The organism is Streptomyces sp. NPDC057253, from assembly GCF_042669125.1.
Lineage (GTDB): Bacteria > Actinomycetota > Actinomycetes > Streptomycetales > Streptomycetaceae > Streptomyces.
Genome location: NZ_JBHUXV010000130.1, coordinates 1 through 24709 on the forward strand (window position 1 = coordinate 1; position 24709 = coordinate 24709).

The following is a 24709-nucleotide window of genomic DNA, read 5'->3' on the forward strand; positions in this document are numbered from 1 at the left end:
GGGTCTGGGGGCGCAGCCCCCAGGGGCGGGGTCGAAGGGGCGGCAGTCCCTGGTGGGGGTCCCCCTCTGGGGGAGGGACGGGCAGGGGCGGCGGGGGCGAGAAAAAGCCCCTACTGCACAGACGCCCCGTACCCCTCGTCCCGAACCACCGCCCCATACCCCGGCTCAGGATCCCGCGGCCCGAACAACGCCGTCAGCCCCAGATGCACCACCAGCCCAGCGAACGACCAGACCAGCAGCACCCCCTTCGCCCCCAACCGCAACGGCGCCGAGAACGTCACCCCCTTGCCCACCGACTTCGCATGCGCGAGCACATCGGAGGACGGCCCCAACCACATCCCCACCCGCCACGCGAGCAGCGACCCCAGCAGCCCCCCGACAGCCAGCCCCACCACCAACGGCACCCCGCCCCTCCGCCGCCAGAGGAACACCCCGAGCGCGCTCAGGAGCCCGAACGCGAGCGCCAGCAGCGTGAACGTCCCGTCCACCCCCACCGCCTGCTCCCCCTCGGTGTCCTTGAGATAGACGACCCAGCTCCCCCGCTCGTCGACATCCCCGACCAGCGGCACATGCGGCGCCAGCCACCACCACAGGACCCCGAGCAGCGCCCCGACGACCGCCACACCGACCGTGATCACCACGGCCTCCAGCAACTCGGTCCTCATCCCGGGCCCGCCATGCCCGTACCCGACGTCGGAAGGGGTCGCGTACCCGGCATCGGGAGCCTGCCACGCATCGTGCGAGGAGGGTTCGTGCGGCGGCGGAGGAGGAGTCAACGGTGCGGTCACCCTGACATCGTGCCAGGCCCGCCTGTGCGGCGCGTCACCGGACGGCCGCCCGACGGTAGGCCCAGGTGGCGACGGCCAGCGAGACCACGCCCACGCATCCGCACACGGCCAGGTCCCCGAGCACGAACGCCCAGTCGGGATGCGGCCCGAAGGTCCGCGCGAAGGCCTCGACGCCGTAGGTCGAGGGCAGCAGGTCCCGGGCGAACCGCACCACCTCGGGCATCCGGTCGGCGGGCAGCACCCCGAGCAGCAGCGCGGCGGACATGCCGAGCTGTCCCAGCAGCGTGGCCAGTTCCGGCCGGGGCGCGAGAAGCCCGAGCGCCGCCCCGAGCCCCGCGAGGGCCGCACCGGCGAGCGGGATCACCGCCACCAGCACCCACAGATGGGCCAGCGGCAGCCCGAACAGCACACACCCGAAGACGGCGGTCACCACGGTTCCCGGCACCGTGAAGGAGGCGTACGCGCCCGCGGCACCGAGCACCACGGCGGCCGGCGGCACCGGCAGGGTGGCGTAGTGGTCGAGCCCGCCGCTCGCCCGCAGCTGCCCGAAGTACTGCGCGAGCAGGTTGAGCGCGACGAAGGCGACCACGAGCACCGAGGCACCCGCGACCACGGACCGCGCCTCACCGCCGCCGTCCACGACTCCCCGCATCAGGATCATGATCCCGATCGACTGGAAGGTCGCCACGAAGAGCAGCGGGATCCGCGCGACCCGCGCGCGGGACAGCTGGGCCCGGTACACGGCCACCAGCGACGGCCGGAGCCGCGCGCGCGGCCCCAGCTCGGCGGCCGCGTCCCGGTCCGTCTTCTCGCCGGCCAGGGCGCCGCCGGAGAGAACCTCGGCGGGTACGACACTCACGTGGCTCTGCTCCTCTTCGCTCCGGCACTCGCCCTGTGACGTACGGACACGGCAGTCCGCGTACTCAACGTGCTCATGCCTTCACCAGCCCCTGCTGCGCGGCCCCGCCCAGCGCGAGGTACACGTCCTCCAGGCTGGGAGTGGCGAGCGTGAAGTCGTCCAGCGCGGCGAAGGCGGCCCCGCCGGTGACGGTGGCGACGACCGCGCGGGCCTCCTCGGGGGCGAGCCGCAGCGTCCAGCGGCGTCCGGCGGCCACGGCCCGGTCCTTGAGGGCGGCGACCTCGGGGACGTGCAACGGGGCCGCCTCGCGCCACACCAGGTCCACCCGGACCTCCCCGGCGACCTGTTCCTTGAGGCCGGAGGGCGTGTCGCAGGCGATCACCCGGCCCTGGTCGAGGACGGCGACCCGGTCCAGGACCGTCTCCGCCTCGATGACGTTGTGGGTGACGAGCAGCACCGTCGTGCCGTGCTCGGCCCGCCGCCGGTCCACGGCCGACCACACCGCGCGCCGCGCCACGGGGTCCATCGCGGTGGTCGGCTCGTCGAGCACGAGCAGCGGCCGCTCCCCCACGAGCGCGGCCGCGAAGCACGCGAGCCGCCGCTGCCCGCCGGACAGCTTCCTGATCGGCCGCCCGGCGATGGGCGTGAGCCCCAGCTCGTCGAGTACGGCGTCCCGCTCGGCCCGCGCCTGCCGGGCCTCCAGGCCGCGCAGCCGCCCGGTGGTCTCGGCGGCGAGGGAGACGGTCAGGTCGTCGAGGGCGCTGGACTCCTGGCCGAGGTAGGCGAGGATCCGCGAGGCCCGGTCCGGGTGGCGCACGATGTCGTGACCGAGGATCTCGACGCTGCCGCTGTCGGGGCGCATCAGCCCGGTGAGCTGCCGTACGAGGGTGGTCTTCCCGGCGCCGTTCGGTCCGAGCAGCCCGAAGATCTCACCGCGCCGGATGTCGAGGCGTACGTCGTCGGTGGCCCGCACCTCGGGCGTGCCCGGGGCTCCGCGCCGGCCGCGGACCGCCGGATAGGTCTTGGTCAGTCCGCGCACCGCGCACACGACATCACCACGGTGTCGAAGTGCCGGTGCAGCGCGCGTACTCACAAGGGACGAGCCTACGGGGTCGGGAAGGCTCCGCCGTTCCCGGGGCGCCCCTCATACCGAAAAACACCGCAAAACTCACTCACCGGCGGGCGCGTGTTCCGCGGCGGTCCGCGCGTCGATCTCGCGCCAGAACCCGGCCCGGATGGCGTAACGGTCGTGCTCGTCGATCTGGTCGTCCTTGTGCGCGAGCAGCCCGAACCGGGCGGCGTAGCGGAGCAGCTCGCCGTCGATCCGGTGCGGCACCCGCGGATACATCCCGGACAGCCGTTGCAGATGCGCCTGGTCCCCCAGCCGCTCCATCCACCGCCGCGCGAAGACCTGTCCCACCTCGAAGGGGTCCCCGCCGACCGTGGTGATGTCCTCCTCCCGGTCGGCCCACCGCTGCTCGGCGGTGGTCAGCTGCGCCAGCGTCGGCATGGAGGCGACCTCGGGCGGCTCGGCGGCGCCTGAGGGCCGGTCGACCCAGCCCTTGTCGGAGGACCAGCGCAGGGTCGCGCTCGCGGGGTGCTGGGCGGGCTGGGTGCCGGGCGCCCGCAGCGCGGCGAGGTCCTTGGGCGTCGGCACCCCCTTGGGCGCCGGCACCCGCTCCTGCGTGCCGTTCTCCGAGGGGGCGCCCGCCGGGGCGTGCTCGGCCTCCTCGGCGGTCCGCTCGGGTGCCTGCGAGAGCGCGGACTCGGGCAGCGGCGCCGAGAGGATCGCGGCGATCTCGGGCCGCGGCACGGGCGGCGGCGCGCACACCCCGCCGAGGTCCTTGGCGCGGACGGCCTTGGTGATCCAGGTACGGTCGAGCACCCGCCGCTCGTCGGCCTCGGCGACCAGGTCCTCGGACTGGTTGTAGTCCCCGTCGGCGGCCTGCACGGCCCACAGGTGTACGGCGACCCCGTGCTCCTTGGCCGCCATCATGCCCGGCAGCAGGTCCCCGTCGCCGGTCACGAGGACGACGTCGGAGCAGGCGCGGTTGCGGGCCAGCTCGGTGAGCTCGGCGTGCATGGCGGCGTCCACGCCCTTCTGGGCCCAGCGTCCGTCGCTGCGGGTCAGGGCGCCGAGCCGGACGGTGACCCGGGGCATCACGCGCAGCCTGCGGTGCTCGGGCTGCGGGACGCGGTCGGGGGCGCCGTCGAACCAGTAGATGCGCAGCAGGGGCCGTTCCGTGTCGGACTCGGCCCGGTCGCGCAGACCCTGGACCAGGGCGGCGTGGTCGACGGTGATGCGGGATCGGGAGGGCTCCCCGGCAAGGAGACTGGCGGCGGCCCCCAGCAGATACCCGGCGTCCACCAGGACGATGCAGCGGTCCACGCTTTCCACCCTCTTTCCGGGAGGTTTGCTTCGGGCTTGCTTCGAGTCTGCCCGACCGCACGGGGGTTAACGGCCCGAACTCGATCTTCGGCGTGGCGTTTCGGGGCATCCCCGCGCGACATTCCCTGTCACACACGGTAATTATCCGAAATGCGTCTCTTGTCAGCCTATGTGAATCTGGTCCCGGCCCTGGCCCCTAGATCCCCTTCAGGAGGCAGATCCCCATGGCCAAGAACAAGAAGCAGAACCGCAAGCAGCCGCAGTCCGAGCGTGGCCCGCAGGCAACCCAGCACTCCTCGATGGAGCCGCAGGCCGAGCAGCACGCCACGCAGGTGACTCCCGGCGATGTCGCCCGCAAGGGCCGGCAGAAAAGCTTCGGCCACAACTGACATGTGCATAAAGGGTTGTTGAGGCCCAGGTACACGAAGGGGCGCACCCCATCACGGGTGCGCCCCTTCGCACGGTCTCTCAGCCCGCCAGGCAGGACGGTCCGAGCAGCACCTTGAGGTCGCCGAAGAGCGCCGGATCCGGCTTCACCCGGTGCCGGTCCAGCCTGAGGACCGTGGTCTTGCTCGGCCCCTGGAGCTTGATGCGGACCTCGCTCTCGCCCTTGTGATGGCTGAGGATCTCCCCGAGCCTGCTGACCATCGGCGGGGTCACCTTCAGCGCGGGGATGGTGAGGATCACCGGCGCGTTGGTGCCCGCGTTGGACAGGTCCGGGACCTGGAGCTCCATGGCGACCAGGCGGGGCACGTCCTCCCGCTTGTCGAGGCGGCCTTTGACGAACACCACGGCGTCCTCGACGAGTTGGGTCGACACCAGCTGGTAGGTCGCCGGGAAGAACATGCACTCGATGGACCCGGCGAGGTCCTCGACGGTGGCGATCGCCCAGGCGTTGCCCTGCTTGGTCATCTTGCGCTGGAGACCCGAGATGATGCCGCCGATCGTCACCACGGCACCGTCGGCGTGCTCACCGCCCGTCAGCTGGGCGATACCCGCGTCGGCCTTGTCGGACAGCACGTGCTCCAGGCCGAAGAGCGGGTGGTCGGAGACGTACAGACCGAGCATCTCCCGCTCCTGGGCGAGCAGATAGGTCTTGTCCCACTCGTCGTCGGTGAACTGGACGTCGAGTCCGAAGCCGGGTTCGTTGCTCTCCTCCTCGCCCATCCCGCCGAAGAGGTCGAACTGGCCCTCGGCCTCCTTGCGCTTGACCGCGACCACGTTGTCGATCATCGGCTCGTACTGCGCGGTCAGGCCCTTGCGGGTGTGTCCGAGGGTGTCGAAGGCGCCCGCCTTGATGAGCGACTCGGTGGTGCGCTTGTTGCAGGCGACCGCCTCGACCTTGTCGAGGTAGTCGGGGAAGGAGGCGTACTTCCCCTTGGCCTTGCGGCTCTTGATGATCGACTCGACGACGTTGGTGCCGACGTTGCGCACCGCCTCCAGGCCGAAGAGGATCACGTCGTCGCCCTGGGCGGCGAAGTTGTGCACCGACTCGTTGACGTTCGGCGGGAGCACCTTGATGCCCATGCGCCGGCACTCGTTGAGGTAGACCGCCGACTTGTCCTTGTCGTCCTTCACGGAGGTCAGCAGGGCGGCCATGTACTCGGCCGGGTAGTTGGCCTTCAGATAGGCCGTCCAGTACGAGACCAGTCCGTAGGCGGCGGAGTGCGCCTTGTTGAACGCGTAGCCGGCGAAGGGGACCAGCACGTCCCACAGGGCCTGGATCGCCTCGTCGCTGTAGCCGTTCTTCTGGGCGCCGGCCTGGAAGATGGTGAAGTTCTTCGCCAGTTCGTCGGGCTTCTTCTTGCCCATCACGCGGCGCAGGATGTCGGCCTCGCCGAGCGAGTAGCCGGCGATGATCTGGGCGGCCTTCTGCACCTGCTCCTGGTAGACGATCAGGCCGTAGGTGACGTCCAGGACCTCCCGAAGGGGCTCTTCGAGCTCCTTGTGGATGGGGGTGATCTCCTGGAGCTTGTTCTTGCGCAGCGCGTAGTTGGTGTGCGAGTCCATGCCCATCGGGCCGGGACGGTAGAGCGCGGAGACGGCGGAGATGTCCTCGAAGTTGTCGGGCTTCATCAGGCGCAGCAGGGAGCGCATGGGGCCGCCGTCGAACTGGAAGACGCCGAGGGTCTCGCCGCGCTGGAGGAGTTCGAAGGTCTTGGGGTCGTCCAGCGGGAGGCTCAGCAGCTCCAGGTCGACGCCCTTGTTGGACTTCACCATCTTCACGGCGTCGTCCATGATCGTCAGGTTGCGCAGGCCGAGGAAGTCCATCTTCAGCAGGCCGAGCGACTCGCAGCTCGGGTAGTCCCACTGCGTGATGGTCACGCCGTCGGTGTGCCGGACCCAGACGGGCACGTGCTCGGTGATGGTCTCGCTGGACATGATCACGCCGGCGGCGTGCACACCCATCTGCCGGACCAGGCCCTCCACGCCCTTGGCGGTGTCGATGACCTTCTTGACGTCCGGTTCGTTCTCGTACATCCCGCGCACCTCGCCCGCCTCCGAGTAACGGGGGTGCGAGGGGTCGGTGATGCCGTTGAGGTCGATGCCCTTGCCGAGGACGTCGGCGGGCATCGCCTTGGTGATGCGGTCGCCCATCGCGTACGGGTAGCCCAGCACGCGCGCGGAGTCCTTGATCGCGTTCTTGGCCTTGATCTTGCCGTAGGTGCCGATCATGGCGACCTTGTCGGCGCCGTACTTCTCGGTCACGTACCGGATCACCTCGACGCGCCGGCGCTCGTCGAAGTCGATGTCGACATCGGGCATCGAGATGCGCTCGGGGTTGAGGAACCGCTCGAAGATCAGGCCGTGCGGGATCGGGTCGAGGTCGGTGATGCCCATGGCGTAGGCGACGATCGAGCCGGCCGCGGAGCCTCGGCCGGGGCCGACCGCGATGCCGTTGTTCTTGGCCCACATGATGAAGTCGGCGACGACGAGGAAGTAGCCGGGGAAGCCCATCGAGATGATGACGTCCATCTCGTAGTCGGCCTGCTTCTGGCGGTCCTCGGGGATCCCGCCGGGGAAGCGGCGCTCCATGCCCCGGCGGACCTCCTCCTTGAACCAGGTGACCTCGGTGTAGCCGTCGGGGATGTCGAACTTCGGCATGAGGTTCCTGGCCTCGAACATGCCGGTGGTGTCGACCATCTCGGCGATGAGGAGGGTGTTGGCGCAGCCCTCCTGCCAGGCGTCCGAGGAGTCGATGGCGTACATCTCCTCCGTGGACTTCAGGTAGTAGCCGGTGCCGTCGAACTTGAAGCGGTCCGGGTCGGAGAGGTTCTTGCCGGTCTGGATGCACAGCAGGGCGTCGTGGGCGGTCGCCTCGTGCGCGTACGTGTAGTGCGAGTCGTTGGTGACCAGCGGGGGGATGCCGAGCTTCTTGCCGATCTCCAGGAGGCCGTCGCGGACCCGGTGCTCGATCTCGATGCCGTGGTCCATCAGCTCCAGGAAGTAGCGGTCCTTGCCGAAGATGTCCTGGTAGTCGGCGGCGGCCTTCAGCGCCTCGTCGTACTGGCCGAGGCGCAGCCGGGTCTGGAGCTCGCCGGAGGGGCAGCCGGTGGAGGCGACGATCCCCTCGGACCACTGGGCGATGGTCTCCTTGTCCATCCGGGGCCACTTCTGCAGCCAGCCCTCGGCGTAGGCGTCCGAGGAGAGCCGGAAGAGGTTGTGCAGACCGGTGGAGTTCACGGCCCACATCGTCTTGTGGGTGTAACCACCGGAACCGGAGACGTCGTCCCGCTTCTGGTGCGGCTGGCCCCACTGGATCTTGCGCTTGTTGCGCCGGGACTCGGGCGCGACGTACGCCTCGATCCCGATGATCGGGGTGACCCCGGCCTTCTTCGCGGAGTGGAAGAAGTCGTACGCCCCGTGCAGGTTGCCGTGGTCGGACATGGCGATGTGGGTCATGCCCATCTCGTTGCACGCGTCGAACATGTCCTTGAGCCGCGCGGCACCGTCCAGCAGGGAGTACTGGGTGTGGACGTGCAGGTGCGTGAACGGCGGCTTTGACACGGCGTGGCCTCCATGGAAAACACTCGGCGACAGTCGGGCGGACAGTCCGGGGACAGCTCGGAAGTCTATGCCTCGGCACTGACACTCAAGGGGTCGCCCCGCGTACCTTCACAACGAGGGTCGCGGGCACTTTCGCCCCGGCCCGCCCGTTGGACAGGACGACAGAAACGCTGTCGTACACATGCACCAGGAGGCACCCCGCGATGTCGGTACCGCAGCTCAACGACGAGCACCGCGGCGAGGAGATCCTCGCCGTCTTCGACACCGCCTTCGGCGAGCTCCTGGCCGCCGACCCGGCCGCGTTCCGCGTCAAGTTCCGCAAGATGGCGGCCTCGGCGTTCGCGTTCTACCGGGGCACGGCGTGCCTCTTCTACCACGACCTCGACGAGGAGAAGCGGGGCGGCCCGTACCTGGACGAGCGCACCTCGCGCGTGTGGATCCACGGCGACCTGCACGCGGAGAACTTCGGCACGTACATGGACGCCAACGGCCGGCTGATCTTCAACGTCAACGACTTCGACGAGGCGTACGTCGGCCCCTTCACCTGGGACCTCAAGCGCTTCTCCGCCTCCGTCGCGCTGATCGGCTACGCGAAGGCGCTCGGCGACGACCAGATCAGCGAGCTGGTGCGGGTGTACGCGGCCGCGTACCGGGAGCGGATCCACGCCCTGGCCACCGGCGCCAAGAGCGACGAGGTGCCGCCGTTCACGCTGGACACCGCCGAGGGCCCGCTGCTGGGCGCGCTGCGCGAGGCCCGCGCGCTGACCCGCTTCGGCCTCCTGGCGTCGATGACGGAGATCCGTGACTTCGAGCGCCGGTTCACCGAGGGCGGCGGCTCCGTGGAGCTGGACGCGGCCACCCGCTACAAGGTGCTGGCCGCCTTCGACGGCTATCTGGAGACCCTGCCGGAGGCCTCCCTGGACCGCCCGGACTCCTACCGCGTCAAGGACGTCGTGGGCCGCCGGGGCATCGGCATCGGATCGGCCGGGCTGCCGTCGTACAACATCCTGCTGGAGGGGCACACCGACGCCCTGGAGAACGACGTCGTCATCTACATCAAGCAGGCCCAGACCCCGGCCGTCTCCCGGCACATCACCGACCCCGAGATCCGCGACTACTTCCAGCACGAGGGGCACCGCACGGTCATCTCCCAGCGCGCCCTCCAGCAGCACGCCGACCCGTGGCTGGGCTGGACCGAGCTGGGCGGCGCGGGCCAGCTGGTCGCCGAGATCTCGCCGTACGCCGTGGACCTGGACTGGAGCGACATCGACGACCCGGAGGAGATCGCGGCGGTCGTCGCCGACCTCGGCCGGGCGACCGCCACCATGCACGGGGCGGCGGACGACCAGTCCGGGGAGTCCCTGGTGCCCTTCTCCACCGAGCGGGCCATCGACGCGGCCATCGCGGCCGACGAGGGCGGCTTCGCGGACCTCCTGGTCGACTTCGCGCACAGCTACGGCGCACGCGCGCGTGCCGACCACCAGACCTTCGTGGACCTGTTCCGCAACGGCCGCATCCCCGGCCTGTGACCGGCCTCTCCCACAACTGCCGATAACGACAGGGCGCTCACAGGGACCCTTTAGGGGTCCCTTACAGGCCCGCGTGACACACTCTCCACGCTATGGACATATCCGGGACCCAGCTGCGAGCGCTCCGCGCGGCGCTGTTCACGGCACTCGTCGTGACGCTCAGCACCGCGTCGCACGTGCTGCTGTCCCGGGCTCCCCTGCCGCTGAACACGGTGGCGGTGATCGCCGTCGCCGTGTTCGCGCTGGCCTATCTGCTGGCCGGCCGCGAGCGCGGCTTCGGGCGGATCGCCGCCGTGCTGATCCCGCTGGAACTGGCCGCCGACACCGTCTTCACCACCGGCCAGCACGTCTGTTACGGCGCCGCGGGCGGCCCGGTCGCGGGTCCCCTGCGCTCGGTCGGGTGGGACGTGTTCTGCGGCGACGGCACCAGCGTCGGCTCGCCGCTGGCCCGGATGACCGGCACCGACACCGACCGGCTCGGCGGGCTCCTCGCCCACGCGGATCCGCAGACCGCGTGGCTGCTGCTCGCCGCCCATGTCTCGGTGGGCCTCCTCGCGGCCGCCTGGCTGCGCCGCGGCGAGCGGGCCCTGGCCCAGCTGCTGCGGGCCGTGGCCGCCACCACCTTCCGGCCGCTGCTCCTCGCGGCCGCCGCACGGACCGTGCGCCCGGCTCCGGAGCCGGCCCGTCCGGTGCGCCCCGGCCGCCGTACGGCCGTCGTGCTCGACGAGATCCTCGCGCACTCCCTGGGACGGCGTGGACCGCCGTGCTCGGTCGCTTCTGCCTGAGCCTCACCGCTCGCGCAGCACCTGAGCACCACCAGTCCCGACCCACGTATCCCCGCACACATGACGTGTGCGCGTCCCTTTGATGGAGAACACCACCATGAGCAAGCGGAACAGCCAGCAGGCGAAGACCGCCGCCCGCGAGCGGCTGCGGCAGGAGCGCGAGCGCCAGGCCAAGCGCGACAAGATGAAGCGTCAGCTCATCGTCATCGGCTCCATAGTCGGCGTCCTGGCGATAGCCGGCGGCATCAGCTACGCGGTCGTCCAGGGCAACAAGCCCAGCTACTGGGAGGAGGCCAAGAACGACAAGCTCGTCAAGCCGGCCAACTCCACGGGCACCGACGGCACCACGGTCGTCCTGGGCAAGAGCACCGCCAAGAAGACCCTGGTCATGTACGAGGACCCGCGCTGCCCGGTCTGCGCGCAGTTCGAGCAGGTCGTCGGCCCGACCGTGAAGAAGGACTTCGACGAGGGCAAGTTCAAGATCCAGTACGTCGGTGCCAGCTTCCTCGACGGCAACCTCGGCGGCGAGGGCTCCAAGAACGGCCTCAGCGCGCTCGGCGCGGCCCTGAACGTGAGCCCCGAGGCGTTCCTGGAGTACAAGACGGCGATGTACTCCACGAAGTGGCACCCCGAGGAGAGCGGCCCCGACAAGTTCAAGGACGACTCCTACCTCATCAAGATCGCGCAGACGGTCCCTGAGCTGAAGGACAACAAGACCTTCCAGGACGCCGTGAAGAAGGGCACCTACGACAAGTGGGCCCTGGACATGTCCGAGAAGTTCAACAAGGACGGCGTGAGCGGCACCCCGACTCTGAAGATGGACGGCAAGACGCTGACCGGCTCCGACGGCAAGAGCGCGCCGATGACGGTCGCCGACTTCAACACGGCCCTGAACGCTGCCCTGAAGGGCTGATCGCGCACCCTTCAGGAAAAGAGCGGGCGAACTTTCACGAGTTCGCCCGCTCTCGTTCATACCGATCAGTAACCTGATCGGCCGTGACTACCAGACACAGAACAGCCGACAGCAACTCCCTGTCCCCACGCCGCCGTACGGTCGTCAAGGCCGCGGCGGTGACCGCTGTCCTGGCCGGACCGCTCGCCGCCGCGATACCCGCCCGCGCCGCCGAGGCCCCCGCCTTCCTGCACGGCGTCGCCTCCGGCGATCCGCTCCCGGACGGCATCCTGCTGTGGACCCGGGTGACCCCGACCGCCGATGCGGTACCCGGTTCCGGGCTCGGCCCGGACGTCGAGGTCGGCTGGACGGTGGCGAGGGACAAGGCGTTCACGGCCGTCGTGGCCAAGGGTTCCGTCACCGCGACCGCCGCCTCCGACCACACCGTCAAGGCGGACGTGCGCGGCCTCGCCCCCGCGACCGACTACTGGTTCCGCTTCTCGGCCGGCGGCACCGACTCCCCGGCGGCGCGCACCCGCACCGCGCCGGCGGCCGACGCGGCCGTGGCCAACCTCCGCTTCGGCGTGGTCTCCTGCGCCAACTGGGAGGCCGGCTACTTCTCCTCGTACCGCCATCTCGCCGCCCGCGGCGACCTGGACGCCTGGCTGCACCTGGGCGACTACATCTACGAGTACGGCACCGGCGAGTACGGCACCCGCGACACCGTCGTACGGCAGCACGCGCCGACCCACGAGATCCTCACCCTGGCCGACTACCGGATCCGGCACGGCAAGTACAAGACCGACCCGGACCTCCAGGCCCTGCACGCGGTCGCCCCCGTGGTCGCGATCTGGGACGACCACGAGTTCGCCAACGACGCCTGGTCGGGCGGCGCCGAGAACCACACCGAGGGCGCCGAGGGCGCCTGGTCGGCCCGGCAGGCCGCCGCCAAGCAGGCCTACTTCGAGTGGATGCCGGTGCGCCCGGCACTCGCGGGCACCACCTACCGCCGGCTGCGCTTCGGCAAGCTCGCCGACCTCTCCCTGCTCGACCTGCGCTCCTTCCGCTCCCAGCAGGTCGCCGTGGGCAACGGCTCGGTCGACGACCCGGACCGTACGATCACCGGGCGCGCCCAACTCGACTGGCTGAAGGCCGGGTTGAAGTCCTCCGACACCACCTGGCGGCTGGTCGGGAACTCCGTGATGATCTCGCCGTTCGCGATCGGCTCGCTCTCCGCCGACCTGCTGAAGCCGCTCGCCGAACTGCTCGGTCTGCCGAAGGAGGGCCTCGCCCTCAACACCGACCAGTGGGACGGCTACACGGACGACCGCCGTGAACTCCTCGCCCACCTGCGCTCCAACGCCATCCGCAACACCGTCTTCCTGACCGGTGACATCCACATGGCATGGGCCAACGACGTGCCGGTGGACGCGGGCACCTACCCGCTCTCGGCCTCGGCGGCCACGGAGTTCGTCGTCACCTCGGTGACCTCCGACAACCTCGACGACCTCCTGAAGGTCCCCGAGGGCACGGTCACCGCGCTGGCCGCGCCGGTCATCCAGCTCGCCAACCGGCACGTCCACTGGGTCGACACCGACCGCCACGGCTACGGCGTCCTGGACATCACCGCCGACCGGGCACAGATGGACTACTACGTGCTGTCGGACAAAACCAAGGCGAACGCGACCTCGTCCTGGGCGCGTTCGTACCGCACGCGGAGCGGCACGCAGAAGGTCGAGCGGACCTACAGCCCCGTCTAGAGGCCTTCAGAGGGTGTCGAGGAAGCCGAGGGCCACCCGCCAGGTGGCCTCGGCGGCCTCCTCGTCGTAGTCCGGCAGGTCGGGGTCGGTGTAGAGGTGACCGGCCCCGGCGTATCTGTAGACCTCCACGTCGGCGCCGGTGCGGCCCATCTGGAGATACCAGGCGCTCAGCCAGTCGTCGGTCTCGAACGGGTCCGGCTCGGCCACGTGCAGCTGGACCGGCAGTTCGTCCGCGGTGGCGTTCGGCGCGATGTCCGAGGTGCCGTGCAGGAGCAGCAGGCCGCGGGCCCGCTCGTCGCCGAGGGCGAGGGTCTGCGCGATGGAGGCGCCGAGCGAGAAGCCGGCGTAGACAAGACCGCGCTCGGAGTAGGGCGCGGCGGCCAGGACGGCTCTCTTGAGCAGTTCGTCCTTGCCGATCTCCTCGTTGAAGGCCATGCCCTCCTCGACCGTGTCGAACGTGCGCCCCTCGAAGAGGTCCGGCGTCCACACCTCGTGCCCCGCCTCCCGCAGCCGGTCGGCGGCCTGGCGGACTGCGGGCCTCGGGCCGTAGGTCGAGTGAAAGAGCATGATGTTCATGAGGCCATGGTGCCAGCCGGGACCGACAACGCCCTCGCACGGGCCGGGGAGCGCCCGTACCCACTTCGCGGCCGAAGTCACATGTTCATGCCCCCGCCGGGCCGGTTAGGTTCGGGGTCATGGAGAACGTACTCCGCCCATTGATCGTGGTCGGCGGTTCGGTGCTGCTCACGCTGCTGATCGGCTGGGCCACCGACCGTCTGCTGCGCAAGGCCGACGAACGCCACAACGAGACCCCGCTGTGGGGTCTGCTCCGCCGTGGCCGCATCCCCTACATGCTCGTGCTGTGCGCGGCCATGCTGAGAGGGTCGTACGACCAGGTGCGGCCGCTGCGACGGCACGGTGCCGGCATCGGGCAGACGCTCACCCTGATCCTCATCGGGGCGACCGCCTGGCTGGTGATCCGGATCGCCGCCGCCGTCGTGGAGACGACGTACACCCGCTACGCGCGCGCCCACCACGACGCCGCCCGGGTCCGCCGGGTGCGCACCCAGGTGACGCTGATCATGCGGGTGGTCGCCGCGACCGTGGGCGTGGTGGCGGTGGCCGCGATGCTGCTGACGTTCCCCGCGATGCGCGCGGCCGGCGCCTCACTGCTGGCCTCGGCCGGAATCCTCGGCATCGTCGCCGGTGTGGCCGCCCAGTCCACGCTCAGCAACATGTTCGCCGGGCTCCAGATCGCCTTCGGTGACATGGTGCGCATAGGCGACACCGTGGTGGTGGACGGCGAGTGGGGCACCGTCGAGGAGATCACCCTGACCTTCCTGACGGTCCGCACCTGGGACGAGCGCCGGATCACCATGCCGGTGTCGTACTTCACCTCGAAGCCGTTCGAGAACTGGTCCCGCGGCACTCCCCAGATGACCGGCATCGTCTACTGGCACGTCGACCACACCGCCCCGGTGGACCTGATGCGCGAGCGGCTGCGGGACATCCTGCGCGAGTGCCCGGCCTGGGACGGCCGCGACTACGGCCTCGCCGTCACGGACACCACCCCGAACACCATGCAGGTACGCGCCCTGGTGACCGCCAAGGACGCCGACGACATCTGGACGGTCCGGGTCACGGTCCGCGAACAGATGATCCGCTGGCTCACCGACCACCACCCGTACGCCCTGCCGAGGGTCAACACGGCGGACGCGACACTGGCCCCGGGGTTCCGGCGCCTCAACGGCAACGAGAGGGACGGCGATTCGTCCCGCCACGCCCACGAGCCCCCGCGAACGGGCCGAGGCTAGGACGGTCCGTCGTGGCGCCGGTTGACTGCACCCCCTCAGGGGCGCGGGGAACTGCGCGAGCAACCACGACGGACCCACACCCGCCCACGACCGGTCAATGCCCCCTCTCCGCACCTCCATTGACCTGCACAACCTGAGAAGTCACATGCCCAGCCCCAACTGACGCCAGCCAATGAAGCGTGGCGGCCACATCCCCCGGCGTCCCGGCCCGCCCGGTAACCGTGTCACCGACAAGCCGCTCCCGCCGAGCGGGATCGATGGCCGCCCCGAAGAACTCCGTGTCCTCGACATACCCCGGCGCCACCACATTCACCGTGATCCCCCGAGGCCCCAACTCCCGCGCCAGATCATGCGCGTACGGATGCAATCCCGCCTTCGCCGCCCCGTACGCCCCACTCCCGGACCCCCGGTACGCGGCGATGGAGCTGACGAACAGCACCCGCCCACCCGGCGAGGCCAGCCGGTCCTTCACCCCCTCGGTGAGCAGCGCCGCGGTCAGCAGGTTGAGCCGGAAGTTCACGGTCCAGTGGTGCGCGACGGCAGCGAGCGCGTCCCCGCTCGTCACGCCGGGTTCGAGCTGCCCGTTCCCCCCGGCACCGTGGATCAGCACATCCACGGTCCCGAGCTCCCGCTCCACGAACCCGACGACCCCGCGCACCGCGTCGACGTCACCGAGATCGGCGGCGTACGTCAACGCCCCCGGCACCCCCGCCTTCTCCAGCACCCCGGCGCGCCGCCCGAGCAGCAGCACCCGGTCCCCTTCCGCGGCGAACACCTGCGCCGCCGCGAGCCCGATCCCCGTACCGCCACCACTGATCACCACATTGCGAGCCATACACGGACCCTAGGAAGACACCGCCCGCCGACTCACCCCGATTTACGTGATCTTCGCATCCCGGTCACCGCAGACTGCGAACGTCAAGGTGCCGCAACACCCGGTCCACGACCTCGGGATCGGCCCCCGGCTCGCTCCGCGCCGCCAGCACCTCGTGCCGTGCCGCGCTCAGCATCTCGCCCTGGATCCGCCGCATCCGCTTGAGCCGCCGCCGGGCCTCGCGCCGCTCCTCGTCCCCCATCTCGGGAGAGATCCGCACACCGATCTCGAACGCCCGCCGCTGCATCTGCTCGGACAGCTCCTCCGGCAGCTCCTCGACGCTCTCGATCTCCTTGAGCCGGTGCTTCGCGGCCTTCGCAGCCCGTACCGCCAGCGCCTTCTCGAACTCCTTCTCCCGCTCGGTGTCGGCCTGCACCCCCAGCCGCTTCACCAGCCACGGCAGGGTCAGCCCTTGGAGCACGAGCGTCGCCATGATGACCCCGAAGGCGATGAAGATGATCTCGTCCCGGTCGGGAAACCCGGCCCCGGACTCGGTCTCCAGCGGAATGGCCAGGGCCAGTGCCACGGACGCCACGCCCCGCATCCCGGCCCACCACATGATGACGGTCTCCCGCCACCCCACCGGGATCTCCTCGTCGTAGTCCCGCTTGGCGTGCATCCGTTTGGTGAGCCAGGTGGCCGGCAGCAGCCAGGCCAGCCGTACGAACACGACCACGGCCACGATCACCCCGGCCCAGCCGAGCATCTCGCCCCAGCGCCCGGACGCGGTCCTGATCGCGTTGTGCAGTTCCAGCCCGATCAGCCCGAAGGCCACACCGGTGACGAGCGTGTCGACGATGTCCCAGAAGGTGTGCCCGGCGAGCCGGGTCATCACGTCGTCGGCGTCGGTGCCGTGCTCGGCCAGGAACAGCGCGGTGGTCAGCACGGCGAGCACACCGGAGCCGTGCAGCTCCTCGGCGAGGACGTAGGAGGCGTACGGCACGAGGACCGTCAGCCCGATCTGGAGGGTCGCGTCGCCGAGCAGGTCCATCAGCTTGTTGGCGCCCCAGCCCAGCACGAGACCCACGGCGACGGCGACCACGGCGGAGAGCACCAGTTCGAAGACGGCCTCGCCCGGTGTGAACGATCCGCTCACCGCGGCGGCGACAGCCACGTGGTACAGCACGATCGCCGTCACGTCGTTGAAGAGCCCCTCGCCCTCCAGGATGGACACCAGCCTGCGGGGCAGCCCGAGTTGGCCCGCGACCGCGGTCGCGGCGACCGGGTCGGGCGGTGCGACGAGCGCGCCGAGCGCGACGGCGGCGGCGATCGGCAGCCCGGGCACGATCGCGTGGGCGACCGCGGCCACGCAGACGGTCGTGACGAAGACGAGGGCGACGGCCAGCAGGAAGATCGGCCGTTTGTTCGCCGTGAACTGGCGCCAGGAGGTGCGCCGGACGGCGGCGTAGAGCAGCGGCGGCAACAGGATGGGCAGGATCAGATCAGGCGGGATGTCGACGTTCGGCACGAAGTCCAGCACCGCGAGGACGATCCCGAGCAGGGTCATCAGCACGGGCGCCGGCAGCCCGAACCGTTCCCCCACCGGCACACTGATCAGAGCCCCCAGCAACAACACGAACAACAGGGCCAACTGATCCACGGTCAGAGCTCCGGGCACCTCGAGAAACCAACGGGTCCCTCAAGTCTGCCCCCTCAACCCCAGGACCCGCCGGACCGGCGGAACCGTCAGAGCACGCGCCGCATGGCCCGGTGCGCGATCCCCGCCTCCGGGTACTCCGGCCCGTACGCCACGTACCCCAGCCGCTCGTAGAACCCCAGCGCATGCGTCTGCGCGTGCAGATCCACCGCGGCCAGCCCATGCGCGCGTGCCGCGTCCTCGATGGCCCGCACCAGCGCCGCGCCCACCCCGAGCCCCCGGGCCGCCTGGGTCACCGCGAGCCGCCCCAGCGACCCCACCGACGCGTCCCGGCCGGTCTTCTCGGCCGCGGCCGCACCGAACAGCAGCCGCCCGGTCCCGAGCGGCACCCCGTCCTCCCGCACGGCCAGCACATGCAGCGCTACGGCGTCGTAGGCGTCGTACTCGATGTCCTCGGGCACGCCCTGCTCGCCGACGAAGACCTCCTTGCGCACCGCGAAGCAGGCCTCCTGGTCGGCGGGGTCCTCGGCGACCCGCACCGCGTACGCGCGCGTGCTCATCCGTAGGTCTCCTCGCGCACCAGGTCCAGCGCGTGCTGAAGGTCCTCGGGGTAGTCGCTCGCGAACTCCACCCACTCGCCGTCCCCGGGGTGCTCGAAGCCGAGCCGGACCGCGTGCAGCCACTGCCGGGTCAGCCGGAGCCGCTTGGCGAGCGTGGGGTCGGCGCCGTACGTCAGGTCGCCGACGCAGGGGTGCCGGTGAGCCGCCATGTGGACGCGGATCTGGTGGGTGCGCCCGGTCTCCAGCTTCACGTCGAGCAGGGAGGCCGCGCGGAACGCCTCGATGAGGTCGTAGTGCGTCACGGAGGGCTTGCCCTCCGCGGTGACCGCCCACTTGTAGTCGTGCTGGGGGTGCCGGCCGATGGGGGCGTCGATGGTACCGCTGGTGGGGTCCGGGTGCCCCTGGACGAGCGTGTGGTACCGCTTGTCGACGGTGCGCTCCTTGAACTGCCGCTTGAGCGAGGTGTAGGCGCGCTCCGACTTGGCCACGACCATCAGCCCCGAGGTGCCCACGTCGAGCCGGTGCACGATGCCCTGGCGCTCGGCGGCCCCGGAGGTCGAGATCCGGTACCCGGCGGCGGCGAGCCCGCCGATCACGGTGGTCCCGGTCCAGCCCGGCGACGGATGCGCGGCCACGCCGACCGGCTTGACGATCACGACCACGTCGTCGTCGTCATGCACGATCTCCATGCCCTCGACCGGCTCGGCGACGATCTGCACCGGCGCGGGCGCCTGCGGCATCTCGACCTCCAGCCAGGCCCCGCCGTGCACCCGCTCGGACTTCCCGACCACCGACCCGTCGACCGTGACCTTCCCCGAGGCGGCGAGCTCGGCCGCCTTGGTGCGGGAGAAGCCGAACATGCGGGAGATGGCGGCGTCGACGCGCTCGCCCTCCAGTCCGTCGGGCACGGGCAGGGTACGGATCTCGGGAATCGTGCTCACCCGTCGAGTATGCCGGACCGCCCGGATGCCCCCGACCGGCCCTGTGGAAAACCGCGCCCTGTGGAAAACCGGAGAGCCGGCGCTCAGTCCTTGTGGACGGTCCCGTCCGGGTCCAGCCCCTTGAAGGACAGCAGCACGATCAGGATGCCGCCGCACACGATCGCCGAGTCGGCGAGGTTGAAGACCGCGAAGTGCTTGGGCGCGATGAAGTCGACGACCGCGCCCTCGAACACGCCGGGCGAGCGGAAGAGCCGGTCGGTGAGGTTGCCGAGCGCGCCGCCGAGCAGCAGTCCGAGCGCGATCGCCCAGGGCAGGCTGTAGAGCTTGCGGGCGAGCCGGGCGATGACCACGATCACGGCGGCCGCGATCACCGTGAAGATCACGGTGAACGCCTCGCCGAAGCCGAAGGCCGCGCCCGCGTTGCGGATCGCCTCCAGCTTCAGCCAGTCCCCGATGATCTCGATCGGCTCGTGATGCTCCAGCTTGGCGACCACGATCATCTTGCTGATCAGGTCCAGGGCATACGCGAAAGCGGCGACCGTGAACAGCACGGCGACACGGCGCCTGCCCCGGGACCGCGCCGTCTGGTCCTGCTCCGGCCCGGCCCCCGCCGCCTCTGGGGTATCCGGCGTACCGATGATGCGCTCCGCCTCTGTCACGTGAGTCCCTCGACCTAGGTACCTGACTGAGGACGAGGGTACGACACGCCCACAAGCACCCTCAGTACCGGCGTTCCTGCTTCTGCTTGCACTCCACGCACAGGGTCGCGCGCGGGAAGGCCTGCATGCGTGCCTTGCCGATGGGATTGCCGCAGTTCTCGCACAGGCCGTAGGTGCCGGCGTCGAGGCGTCCGAGGGCGCGCTCGGTCTGGGTGAGCATCTCGCGCGCGTTGGCCGCGAGGGCCATCTCGCTCTCCCGCGTGATGTTCTTGGTGCCGGTGTCGGCCTGGTCGTCGCCCGCACCGTCGCCGGAGTCCCGCATGAGCCCGACCAGGGACTCCTCGGAGGTGTGGATCTCGGTGCGCAGCCGCAGCACCTCGGCCGTCAGCTCCGCGCGTGCCTCCTCGACCTCCTCGGGCGTCCAGGGATCCTCACCGGGGCGCACCGCGAGTTCGCCGGGCTCCACCGCGGAGACCCGCGCGTTGGGTACGGCGCTCTTGTCCGCCGTGGCCGTGCCAGGAGTCTTCTTCGCAACCACCGTCGTGGCTCCCGTCTTCTTCGCGGCCTCGGCCGCGCCCGCCTTCTTGGCCGTGCTCTTCCTGGCCGCCCGCTTCGTGGGGGTGCCCTTCCCGGAGGTGCCCTGCCCGGCATCCCCCTGCGGGACACCGGCCTCCGTGGCGACCGTCACCGCGCTCTTGGACGCGGCCGTACTCTTCGCGGCGGCCTTCTTGGCGACCGCCGTCTTCTTCCCGGCCGGAGCCTTCTCCCCGCCCCCGGCCTTCTCACTCCCCGAAGCCTTCTTCACGACCGCGGCCTTCTGGGCGACCGCGGCCTTCTTGCTGGTCGCGGCCTTCTTGGTGGCCGCAGCTTTCTTGGTGGCCTCAGCCTGTTTCGTGGCCGCAGCCTGTTTCGTGGCCGCAGCCTGTTTTGTGGCCGCAGCCTTCTTCGCGGTCGCAGCCTTCTTCGTGGTCGCAGCCTTCTTCGCAGCCGAGGTCTTCTTGGCGACCGAGGCCTTCTTCGCCGCAGGCGCCTTCTTGGTGACCGAAGCCTTGCCGACGCCCTTGGTGACCTCCGCCTCCCCACCGACCGGCGGCTCGGCCCCGGGTCTTTCAGCCGGGCCGCCCTCCTCCGCGGCACCATGCCGGCCGGTGCCCGCGCCTGTGCCGGTGCCGGTGGCCTTCCTGGCCGCACCCGCCCCCCGGCTCACCGCCTTCTTCGCGGCACTCTTCGCCCCGGCCCCGACCGTCTTCACCGCCTTGGCCGCCCGCTTGGCCGCACTCCCCTGGGCGCTCTTCTTCCCGTCGACGTCCTTGGCCGCACCGCCGGAGGCATCTGTGGACCGGCCCGACGCCGACTGCTGTACGGCGGTCTTCTTCGCCACCATGCCGCGGCCCCTTCACATATTGTGATCTTGCTCGCGAATCGTGCTGGGACGATAAATCGACTTGAGTCCCGCGGCAACGGGGCACGCCGCCCGATTCGCCCGCCCCCCGCGCGCGGGGCGGGAAGCATGCAAGCGTTGTGCCCAGCTCCCCGCCGGGTAATCCGCCTGACCGCCCGTCCCGGAATCCGAACAGCCGTGCCGCTCCATTCGGGTCATGCCACGCCCCGCGGAGGTCTCCGCGTCCGGCCCCGGAAATCCGGTCGGCCGCTGTCCCCGGGGCGCCGTACACTGGGCGGAGCGAAAAGCGTGGATGGGGACGAGTAGCGGCGTACGCAGCCCAGAGCGACCCGGGGACGGTGGAAGCCCGGGGGCGAGCGCGACGTGAAGATCACCCCGGAGCCGCCGGAAGAAACCCCCAGCGGGGGGCGTAGACCCGGCATCGCGACCCCAATGAGGGGGCTCACCGGCACACACCCCGTGCCGGCGGGCCAAGGAGGGTGGTACCGCGGGAGCGCGCCGAGACCGGCGTAGAGAACAAGGCTCTCGTCCCTCCGGACGGAAGGCAGCAAGTCCGCCGGAGGAAGCTCGCTGATGACAATGCCGACGTACCGCCAGGTGCCCGCCCAGGTCGACCTGCCCGCGCTCGAGCACGCGGTGCTCGACTTCTGGCGCGAGCAGAAGATCTTCGCCAAGACCCTGGAGCAGTCCGAGGGCCGCCCCGAGTGGGTGTTCTACGAGGGCCCGCCCACCGCCAACGGCATGCCGGGCGCCCACCACATCGAGGCCCGCGTCTTCAAGGACGTCTTCCCCCGCTTCCGCACCATGCGCGGCTACCACGTGGCCCGCAAGGCCGGCTGGGACTGCCACGGCCTGCCGGTGGAGCTCGCGGTGGAGAAGGAGCTCGGCTTCTCCGGCAAGCAGGACATCGAGAAGTACGGCATCGCCGAGTTCAACGCCAAGTGCCGCGAGTCGGTGACCCGCCACACCGACGCCTTCGAGGCGCTCACGACCCGCATGGGCTACTGGACCGACCTCCAGGACCCCTACCGCACGATGGACCCCGAGTACATCGAGTCGGTCTGGTGGTCGCTGAAGACGATCTTCGAGAAGGGCCTGCTGGTCCAGGACCACCGCGTCGCCCCCTGGTGTCCGCGCTGCGGCACCGGCCTCTCGGACCACGAGCTGGCGCAGGGCTACGAGACGGTCGTGGACCCGTCCGTGTACGTCCGTTTCCCGCTCACCTCCGGTCCGCTCGCCGGCGAGGCAGCGCTCCTGGTGTGGACGACGACCCCCTGGACCCTGGTGTCCAACACGGCGGTCGCCGCGCACCCGGAGGTCAGCTACGTCGTCGTGACCGACGGCGAGGAGAAGCTGGTCGTCGCCGAGCCGCTCGTCGCCAAGGCGCTCGGCGAGGGCTGGGAGACCACCGGCCAGTCCTTCACCGGCGCCGAAATGGAGCGCTGGACCTATCAACGTCCGTTCGAGCTGGTGGAGTTCCCGGAACCGGCACATTTCGTCGTCAACGCGGAGTACGTGACGACCGAGGACGGTACGGGCCTGGTCCACCAGTCCCCCGCCTTCGGTGAGGACGACCTCAAGGTCTGCCGCGCCTACGGCCTGCCCGTGGTGAACCCGGTCCGCCCGGACGGCACCTTCGAGGAGGACGTCCCCCTCGTGGGCGGCGTCTTCTTCAAGAAGGCGGACGAGAAGCTCACCGAGGACCTCCAGCAGCGCGGCCTCCTCTTCCGGCACATCCCGTACGAGCACAGCTACCCGCACTGCTGGCGCTGCCACACCGCGCTCCTCTACTACGCGCAGCCGTCCTGGTACATCCGCACCACGGCCATCAAGGACCGCCTCCTCCAGGAGAACGAGAACACCAACTGGTTCCCGGAGACGGTCAAGCACGGCCGCTACGGGGACTGGCTCCAGAACAACATCGACTGGGCGCTGTCCCGCAACCGCTACTGGGGCACCCCGCTGCCGATCTGGCGCTGCGAGGACAACCACCTCACGGTCGTCGGCTCCCGCGCGGAGCTCACCGAGCTGAGCGGCACGGACCACTCCGGCCTCGACCCGCACCGCCCGTACATCGACGAGGTCACCTTCGCGTGCCCGCAGTGCCGGAAGACGGCCACGCGCGTGCCGGAGGTCATCGACGCCTGGTACGACTCGGGTTCGATGCCGTTCGCGCAGTGGGGCTACCCGTACAAGAACAAGGAGCTGTTCGAGTCCCGCTACCCGGCGCAGTTCATCTCCGAGGCCATCGACCAGACGCGCGGCTGGTTCTACACACTGATGGCCGTCGGCACCCTGGTCTTCGACAAGTCGTCGTACGAGAACGTCGTCTGCCTCGGCCACATCCTCGCCGAGGACGGCCGCAAGATGTCCAAGCACCTGGGCAACACCCTGGAGCCGATCCCGCTGATGGACCGGCACGGCGCGGACGCGGTGCGCTGGTTCATGGCGGCCGGCGGCTCCCCGTGGGCGGCCCGCCGGGTGGGCCACGGCACCATCCAGGAGGTCGTCCGCAAGACGCTCCTGACGTACTGGAACACGGTCGCCTTCCAGGCCCTGTACGCCCGTACGTCGAACTGGGCGCCCTCCGCGGCGGACCCGGCCCCGGCCGACCGCCCGGTCCTGGACCGCTGGCTGCTGTCCGAACTGCACGCCCTGACCGACCAGGTGACCCAGTCCCTGGAGTCCTACGACACCCAGCGCGCCGGCAAGCTCCTGTCGGCGTTCGTCGACGACCTGTCCAACTGGTACGTACGACGGTCCCGGCGCCGCTTCTGGCAGGGCGACAAGGCCGCGCTGCGCACCCTGCACGAGGTCGTCGAGACGGTCACCAAGCTGATGGCCCCGCTGACCCCGTTCATCACCGAGCGGGTCTGGCAGGACCTGGTGGTGCCGGTCACCCCGGGCGCCCCGGAGTCGGTGCACCTGACCTCCTGGCCGGAGGCGGACCTGTCCGCCATCGACCCCGAGCTGTCGCGGCAGATGGTCCTGGTCCGCCGGCTCGTCGAGCTGGGCCGGGCCACGCGCGCGGAGTCGGGGGTGAAGACCCGCCAGCCGCTGTCCCGGGCGCTGATCGCGGCGACCGGTTTCGACGCCCTCGACCGTGAACTGCACGCGCAGATCACGGAGGAGCTGAACGTGAGCTCGCTCGCGTCCCTCTCCGAGGTCGGCGGCAGCCTGGTCGACACCACCGCGAAGGCCAACTTCCGCGCTCTCGGCAAGCGGTTCGGCAAGCGCGTCCAGGACGTGGCCAAGGCTGTCGCGAACGCCGACGCGGCCGCGCTCTCCCTCGCCCTGCGCGAGGGCACGGCGTCGGTCGAGGTCGACGGCGAGACGATCACGCTCGCTTCCGACGAGGTGATCATCACGGAGACCCCGCGCGAGGGCTGGTCGGTCGCCTCCGACTCCGGTGCCACCGTCGCCCTGGACCTGGAGATCACCGAGGAGCTCCGCCAGGCGGGCCTGGCCCGTGATGCGATCCGGTTGATCCAGGAGGCCCGCAAGAACAGCGGCCTCGACGTGGCCGACCGCATCGCGCTGCGCTGGACGTCCACCGACCCGGCCGTGATCGCGGCTCTCACCGAGCACGCGGGGCTGATCTCCGACGAGGTCCTGGCGACGGACTTCGCGCAGGGAGAGGCGGACGGCTCCTACGGCGAGGCGTTCACCGACGAAGGCCTGTCCCTGACGTTCCGCCTGCGCAAGGCGTAAGCCCGAGCACGAAGGCCCGGCCCCCCGAGCGGGGGGGCCGGGCCTTCTGCATGCCGGGCCTTCCGCATGCCGGGCCTCCCGCACGCCGGAACACCGTGATCAACACGCGTAAAAGGGCGAGACCCCGGATCAAATCCGGGG

At 70.4% G+C, this 24709-nt stretch carries 19 protein-coding genes; 7 read left to right on the top strand and 12 right to left on the bottom strand.

Annotated features, from left to right (window positions below; all coding sequences use genetic code 11):
- Positions 1 to 110: 110 nt before the first annotated feature.
- The 4 genes from ACFULQ_RS41070 to ACFULQ_RS41085 all read right to left on the bottom strand — a co-directional run bounded on the left by ACFULQ_RS41070 (position 111) and on the right by ACFULQ_RS41085 (position 4036).
- The gene (locus tag ACFULQ_RS41070) at positions 111 to 788 is read right to left on the bottom strand and encodes an AAA family ATPase (RefSeq protein WP_383554595.1); all 678 of its coding nucleotides are present in this window, start codon (positions 786 to 788) and stop codon (positions 111 to 113) included.
- A gap of 34 nt (positions 789 to 822) precedes the next feature.
- Positions 823 to 1647, bottom strand: a complete 825-nt coding sequence (locus ACFULQ_RS41075) for an ABC transporter permease (protein WP_383554597.1) — start codon at positions 1645 to 1647, stop codon at positions 823 to 825.
- 73 nt (positions 1648 to 1720) lie between these two features.
- Positions 1721 to 2695, bottom strand: a complete 975-nt coding sequence (locus ACFULQ_RS41080; protein ID WP_383554600.1) for an ABC transporter ATP-binding protein — start codon at positions 2693 to 2695, stop codon at positions 1721 to 1723.
- Positions 2696 to 2815: 120 nt separating this feature from the next.
- Positions 2816 to 4036 (bottom strand): NYN domain-containing protein, encoded by a 1221-nt coding sequence (locus ACFULQ_RS41085; RefSeq protein ID WP_383554603.1) that lies wholly within the window; start codon positions 4034 to 4036, stop codon positions 2816 to 2818.
- Between the two features lie 224 nt (positions 4037 to 4260).
- Here ACFULQ_RS41085 and ACFULQ_RS41090 point away from each other — a divergent pair, with 224 nt between their 5' ends.
- Positions 4261 to 4425 carry a hypothetical protein gene (locus ACFULQ_RS41090; RefSeq protein ID WP_383554605.1) on the top strand — a complete coding sequence of 55 codons (165 nt, stop codon included), beginning with the start codon at positions 4261 to 4263 and terminating at the stop codon, positions 4423 to 4425.
- Positions 4426 to 4504: 79 nt separating this feature from the next.
- Here ACFULQ_RS41090 and dnaE read toward each other — a convergent pair whose 3' ends face one another.
- Positions 4505 to 8044 carry a DNA polymerase III subunit alpha gene (gene dnaE / locus ACFULQ_RS41095; protein WP_383554606.1) on the bottom strand — a complete coding sequence of 1180 codons (3540 nt, stop codon included), beginning with the start codon at positions 8042 to 8044 and terminating at the stop codon, positions 4505 to 4507.
- A gap of 203 nt (positions 8045 to 8247) precedes the next feature.
- Here dnaE and ACFULQ_RS41100 point away from each other — a divergent pair, with 203 nt between their 5' ends.
- The 4 genes from ACFULQ_RS41100 to ACFULQ_RS41115 all read left to right on the top strand — a co-directional run bounded on the left by ACFULQ_RS41100 (position 8248) and on the right by ACFULQ_RS41115 (position 13010).
- Positions 8248 to 9573, top strand: coding sequence for a DUF2252 domain-containing protein (locus ACFULQ_RS41100; RefSeq protein WP_383554608.1), 1326 nt, complete (start codon positions 8248 to 8250; stop codon positions 9571 to 9573).
- Between the two features lie 92 nt (positions 9574 to 9665).
- The gene (locus ACFULQ_RS41105) at positions 9666 to 10358 is read left to right on the top strand and encodes a hypothetical protein (RefSeq protein ID WP_383554610.1); all 693 of its coding nucleotides are present in this window, start codon (positions 9666 to 9668) and stop codon (positions 10356 to 10358) included.
- A gap of 97 nt (positions 10359 to 10455) precedes the next feature.
- Positions 10456 to 11271, top strand: a complete 816-nt coding sequence (locus ACFULQ_RS41110; RefSeq protein WP_383554613.1) for a thioredoxin domain-containing protein — start codon at positions 10456 to 10458, stop codon at positions 11269 to 11271.
- An 83-nt stretch (positions 11272 to 11354) separates the two neighbouring features.
- Positions 11355 to 13010, top strand: coding sequence for an alkaline phosphatase D family protein (locus ACFULQ_RS41115; protein WP_383554616.1), 1656 nt, complete (start codon positions 11355 to 11357; stop codon positions 13008 to 13010).
- 6 nt (positions 13011 to 13016) lie between these two features.
- Here the strand turns inward: ACFULQ_RS41115 and ACFULQ_RS41120 are convergent, their stop codons facing one another.
- The gene (locus ACFULQ_RS41120) at positions 13017 to 13586 is read right to left on the bottom strand and encodes a dienelactone hydrolase family protein (protein ID WP_383554619.1); all 570 of its coding nucleotides are present in this window, start codon (positions 13584 to 13586) and stop codon (positions 13017 to 13019) included.
- A 119-nt stretch (positions 13587 to 13705) separates the two neighbouring features.
- Here ACFULQ_RS41120 and ACFULQ_RS41125 point away from each other — a divergent pair, with 119 nt between their 5' ends.
- The gene (locus tag ACFULQ_RS41125) at positions 13706 to 14824 is read left to right on the top strand and encodes a mechanosensitive ion channel family protein (RefSeq protein WP_383554621.1); all 1119 of its coding nucleotides are present in this window, start codon (positions 13706 to 13708) and stop codon (positions 14822 to 14824) included.
- A gap of 94 nt (positions 14825 to 14918) precedes the next feature.
- On the opposite strand, the gene ACFULQ_RS41130 is transcribed toward ACFULQ_RS41125, so the two are convergent.
- The 6 genes from ACFULQ_RS41130 to ACFULQ_RS41155 all read right to left on the bottom strand — a co-directional run bounded on the left by ACFULQ_RS41130 (position 14919) and on the right by ACFULQ_RS41155 (position 20839).
- On the bottom strand, positions 14919 to 15659 hold the full coding sequence (locus ACFULQ_RS41130) for an SDR family NAD(P)-dependent oxidoreductase (RefSeq protein WP_383554624.1): 741 nt from the start codon (positions 15657 to 15659) through the stop codon (positions 14919 to 14921).
- A 64-nt stretch (positions 15660 to 15723) separates the two neighbouring features.
- On the bottom strand, positions 15724 to 17298 hold the full coding sequence (locus ACFULQ_RS41135) for a Na+/H+ antiporter (RefSeq protein WP_383554627.1): 1575 nt from the start codon (positions 17296 to 17298) through the stop codon (positions 15724 to 15726).
- A gap of 86 nt (positions 17299 to 17384) precedes the next feature.
- On the bottom strand, positions 17385 to 17855 hold the full coding sequence (locus ACFULQ_RS41140; protein ID WP_383554630.1) for a GNAT family N-acetyltransferase: 471 nt from the start codon (positions 17853 to 17855) through the stop codon (positions 17385 to 17387).
- Positions 17852 to 18796 (bottom strand): RluA family pseudouridine synthase, encoded by a 945-nt coding sequence (locus ACFULQ_RS41145; RefSeq protein ID WP_062024714.1) that lies wholly within the window; start codon positions 18794 to 18796, stop codon positions 17852 to 17854. The genes ACFULQ_RS41140 and ACFULQ_RS41145 overlap by 4 nt, the downstream gene beginning before the upstream one ends.
- 83 nt (positions 18797 to 18879) lie before the next feature.
- Entirely contained in the window at positions 18880 to 19455 is a 576-nt protein-coding gene (gene lspA / locus ACFULQ_RS41150) for a signal peptidase II (protein WP_383554633.1), read from the bottom strand.
- 61 nt (positions 19456 to 19516) lie between these two features.
- Positions 19517 to 20839 carry a TraR/DksA family transcriptional regulator gene (locus tag ACFULQ_RS41155; protein WP_383554636.1) on the bottom strand — a complete coding sequence of 441 codons (1323 nt, stop codon included), beginning with the start codon at positions 20837 to 20839 and terminating at the stop codon, positions 19517 to 19519.
- A 591-nt stretch (positions 20840 to 21430) separates the two neighbouring features.
- On the opposite strand from ACFULQ_RS41155, the gene ileS reads away from it, so the two are divergent.
- Positions 21431 to 24568, top strand: coding sequence for an isoleucine--tRNA ligase (gene ileS / locus ACFULQ_RS41160; RefSeq protein WP_383554638.1), 3138 nt, complete (start codon positions 21431 to 21433; stop codon positions 24566 to 24568).
- Positions 24569 to 24709: the final 141 nt, after the last annotated feature.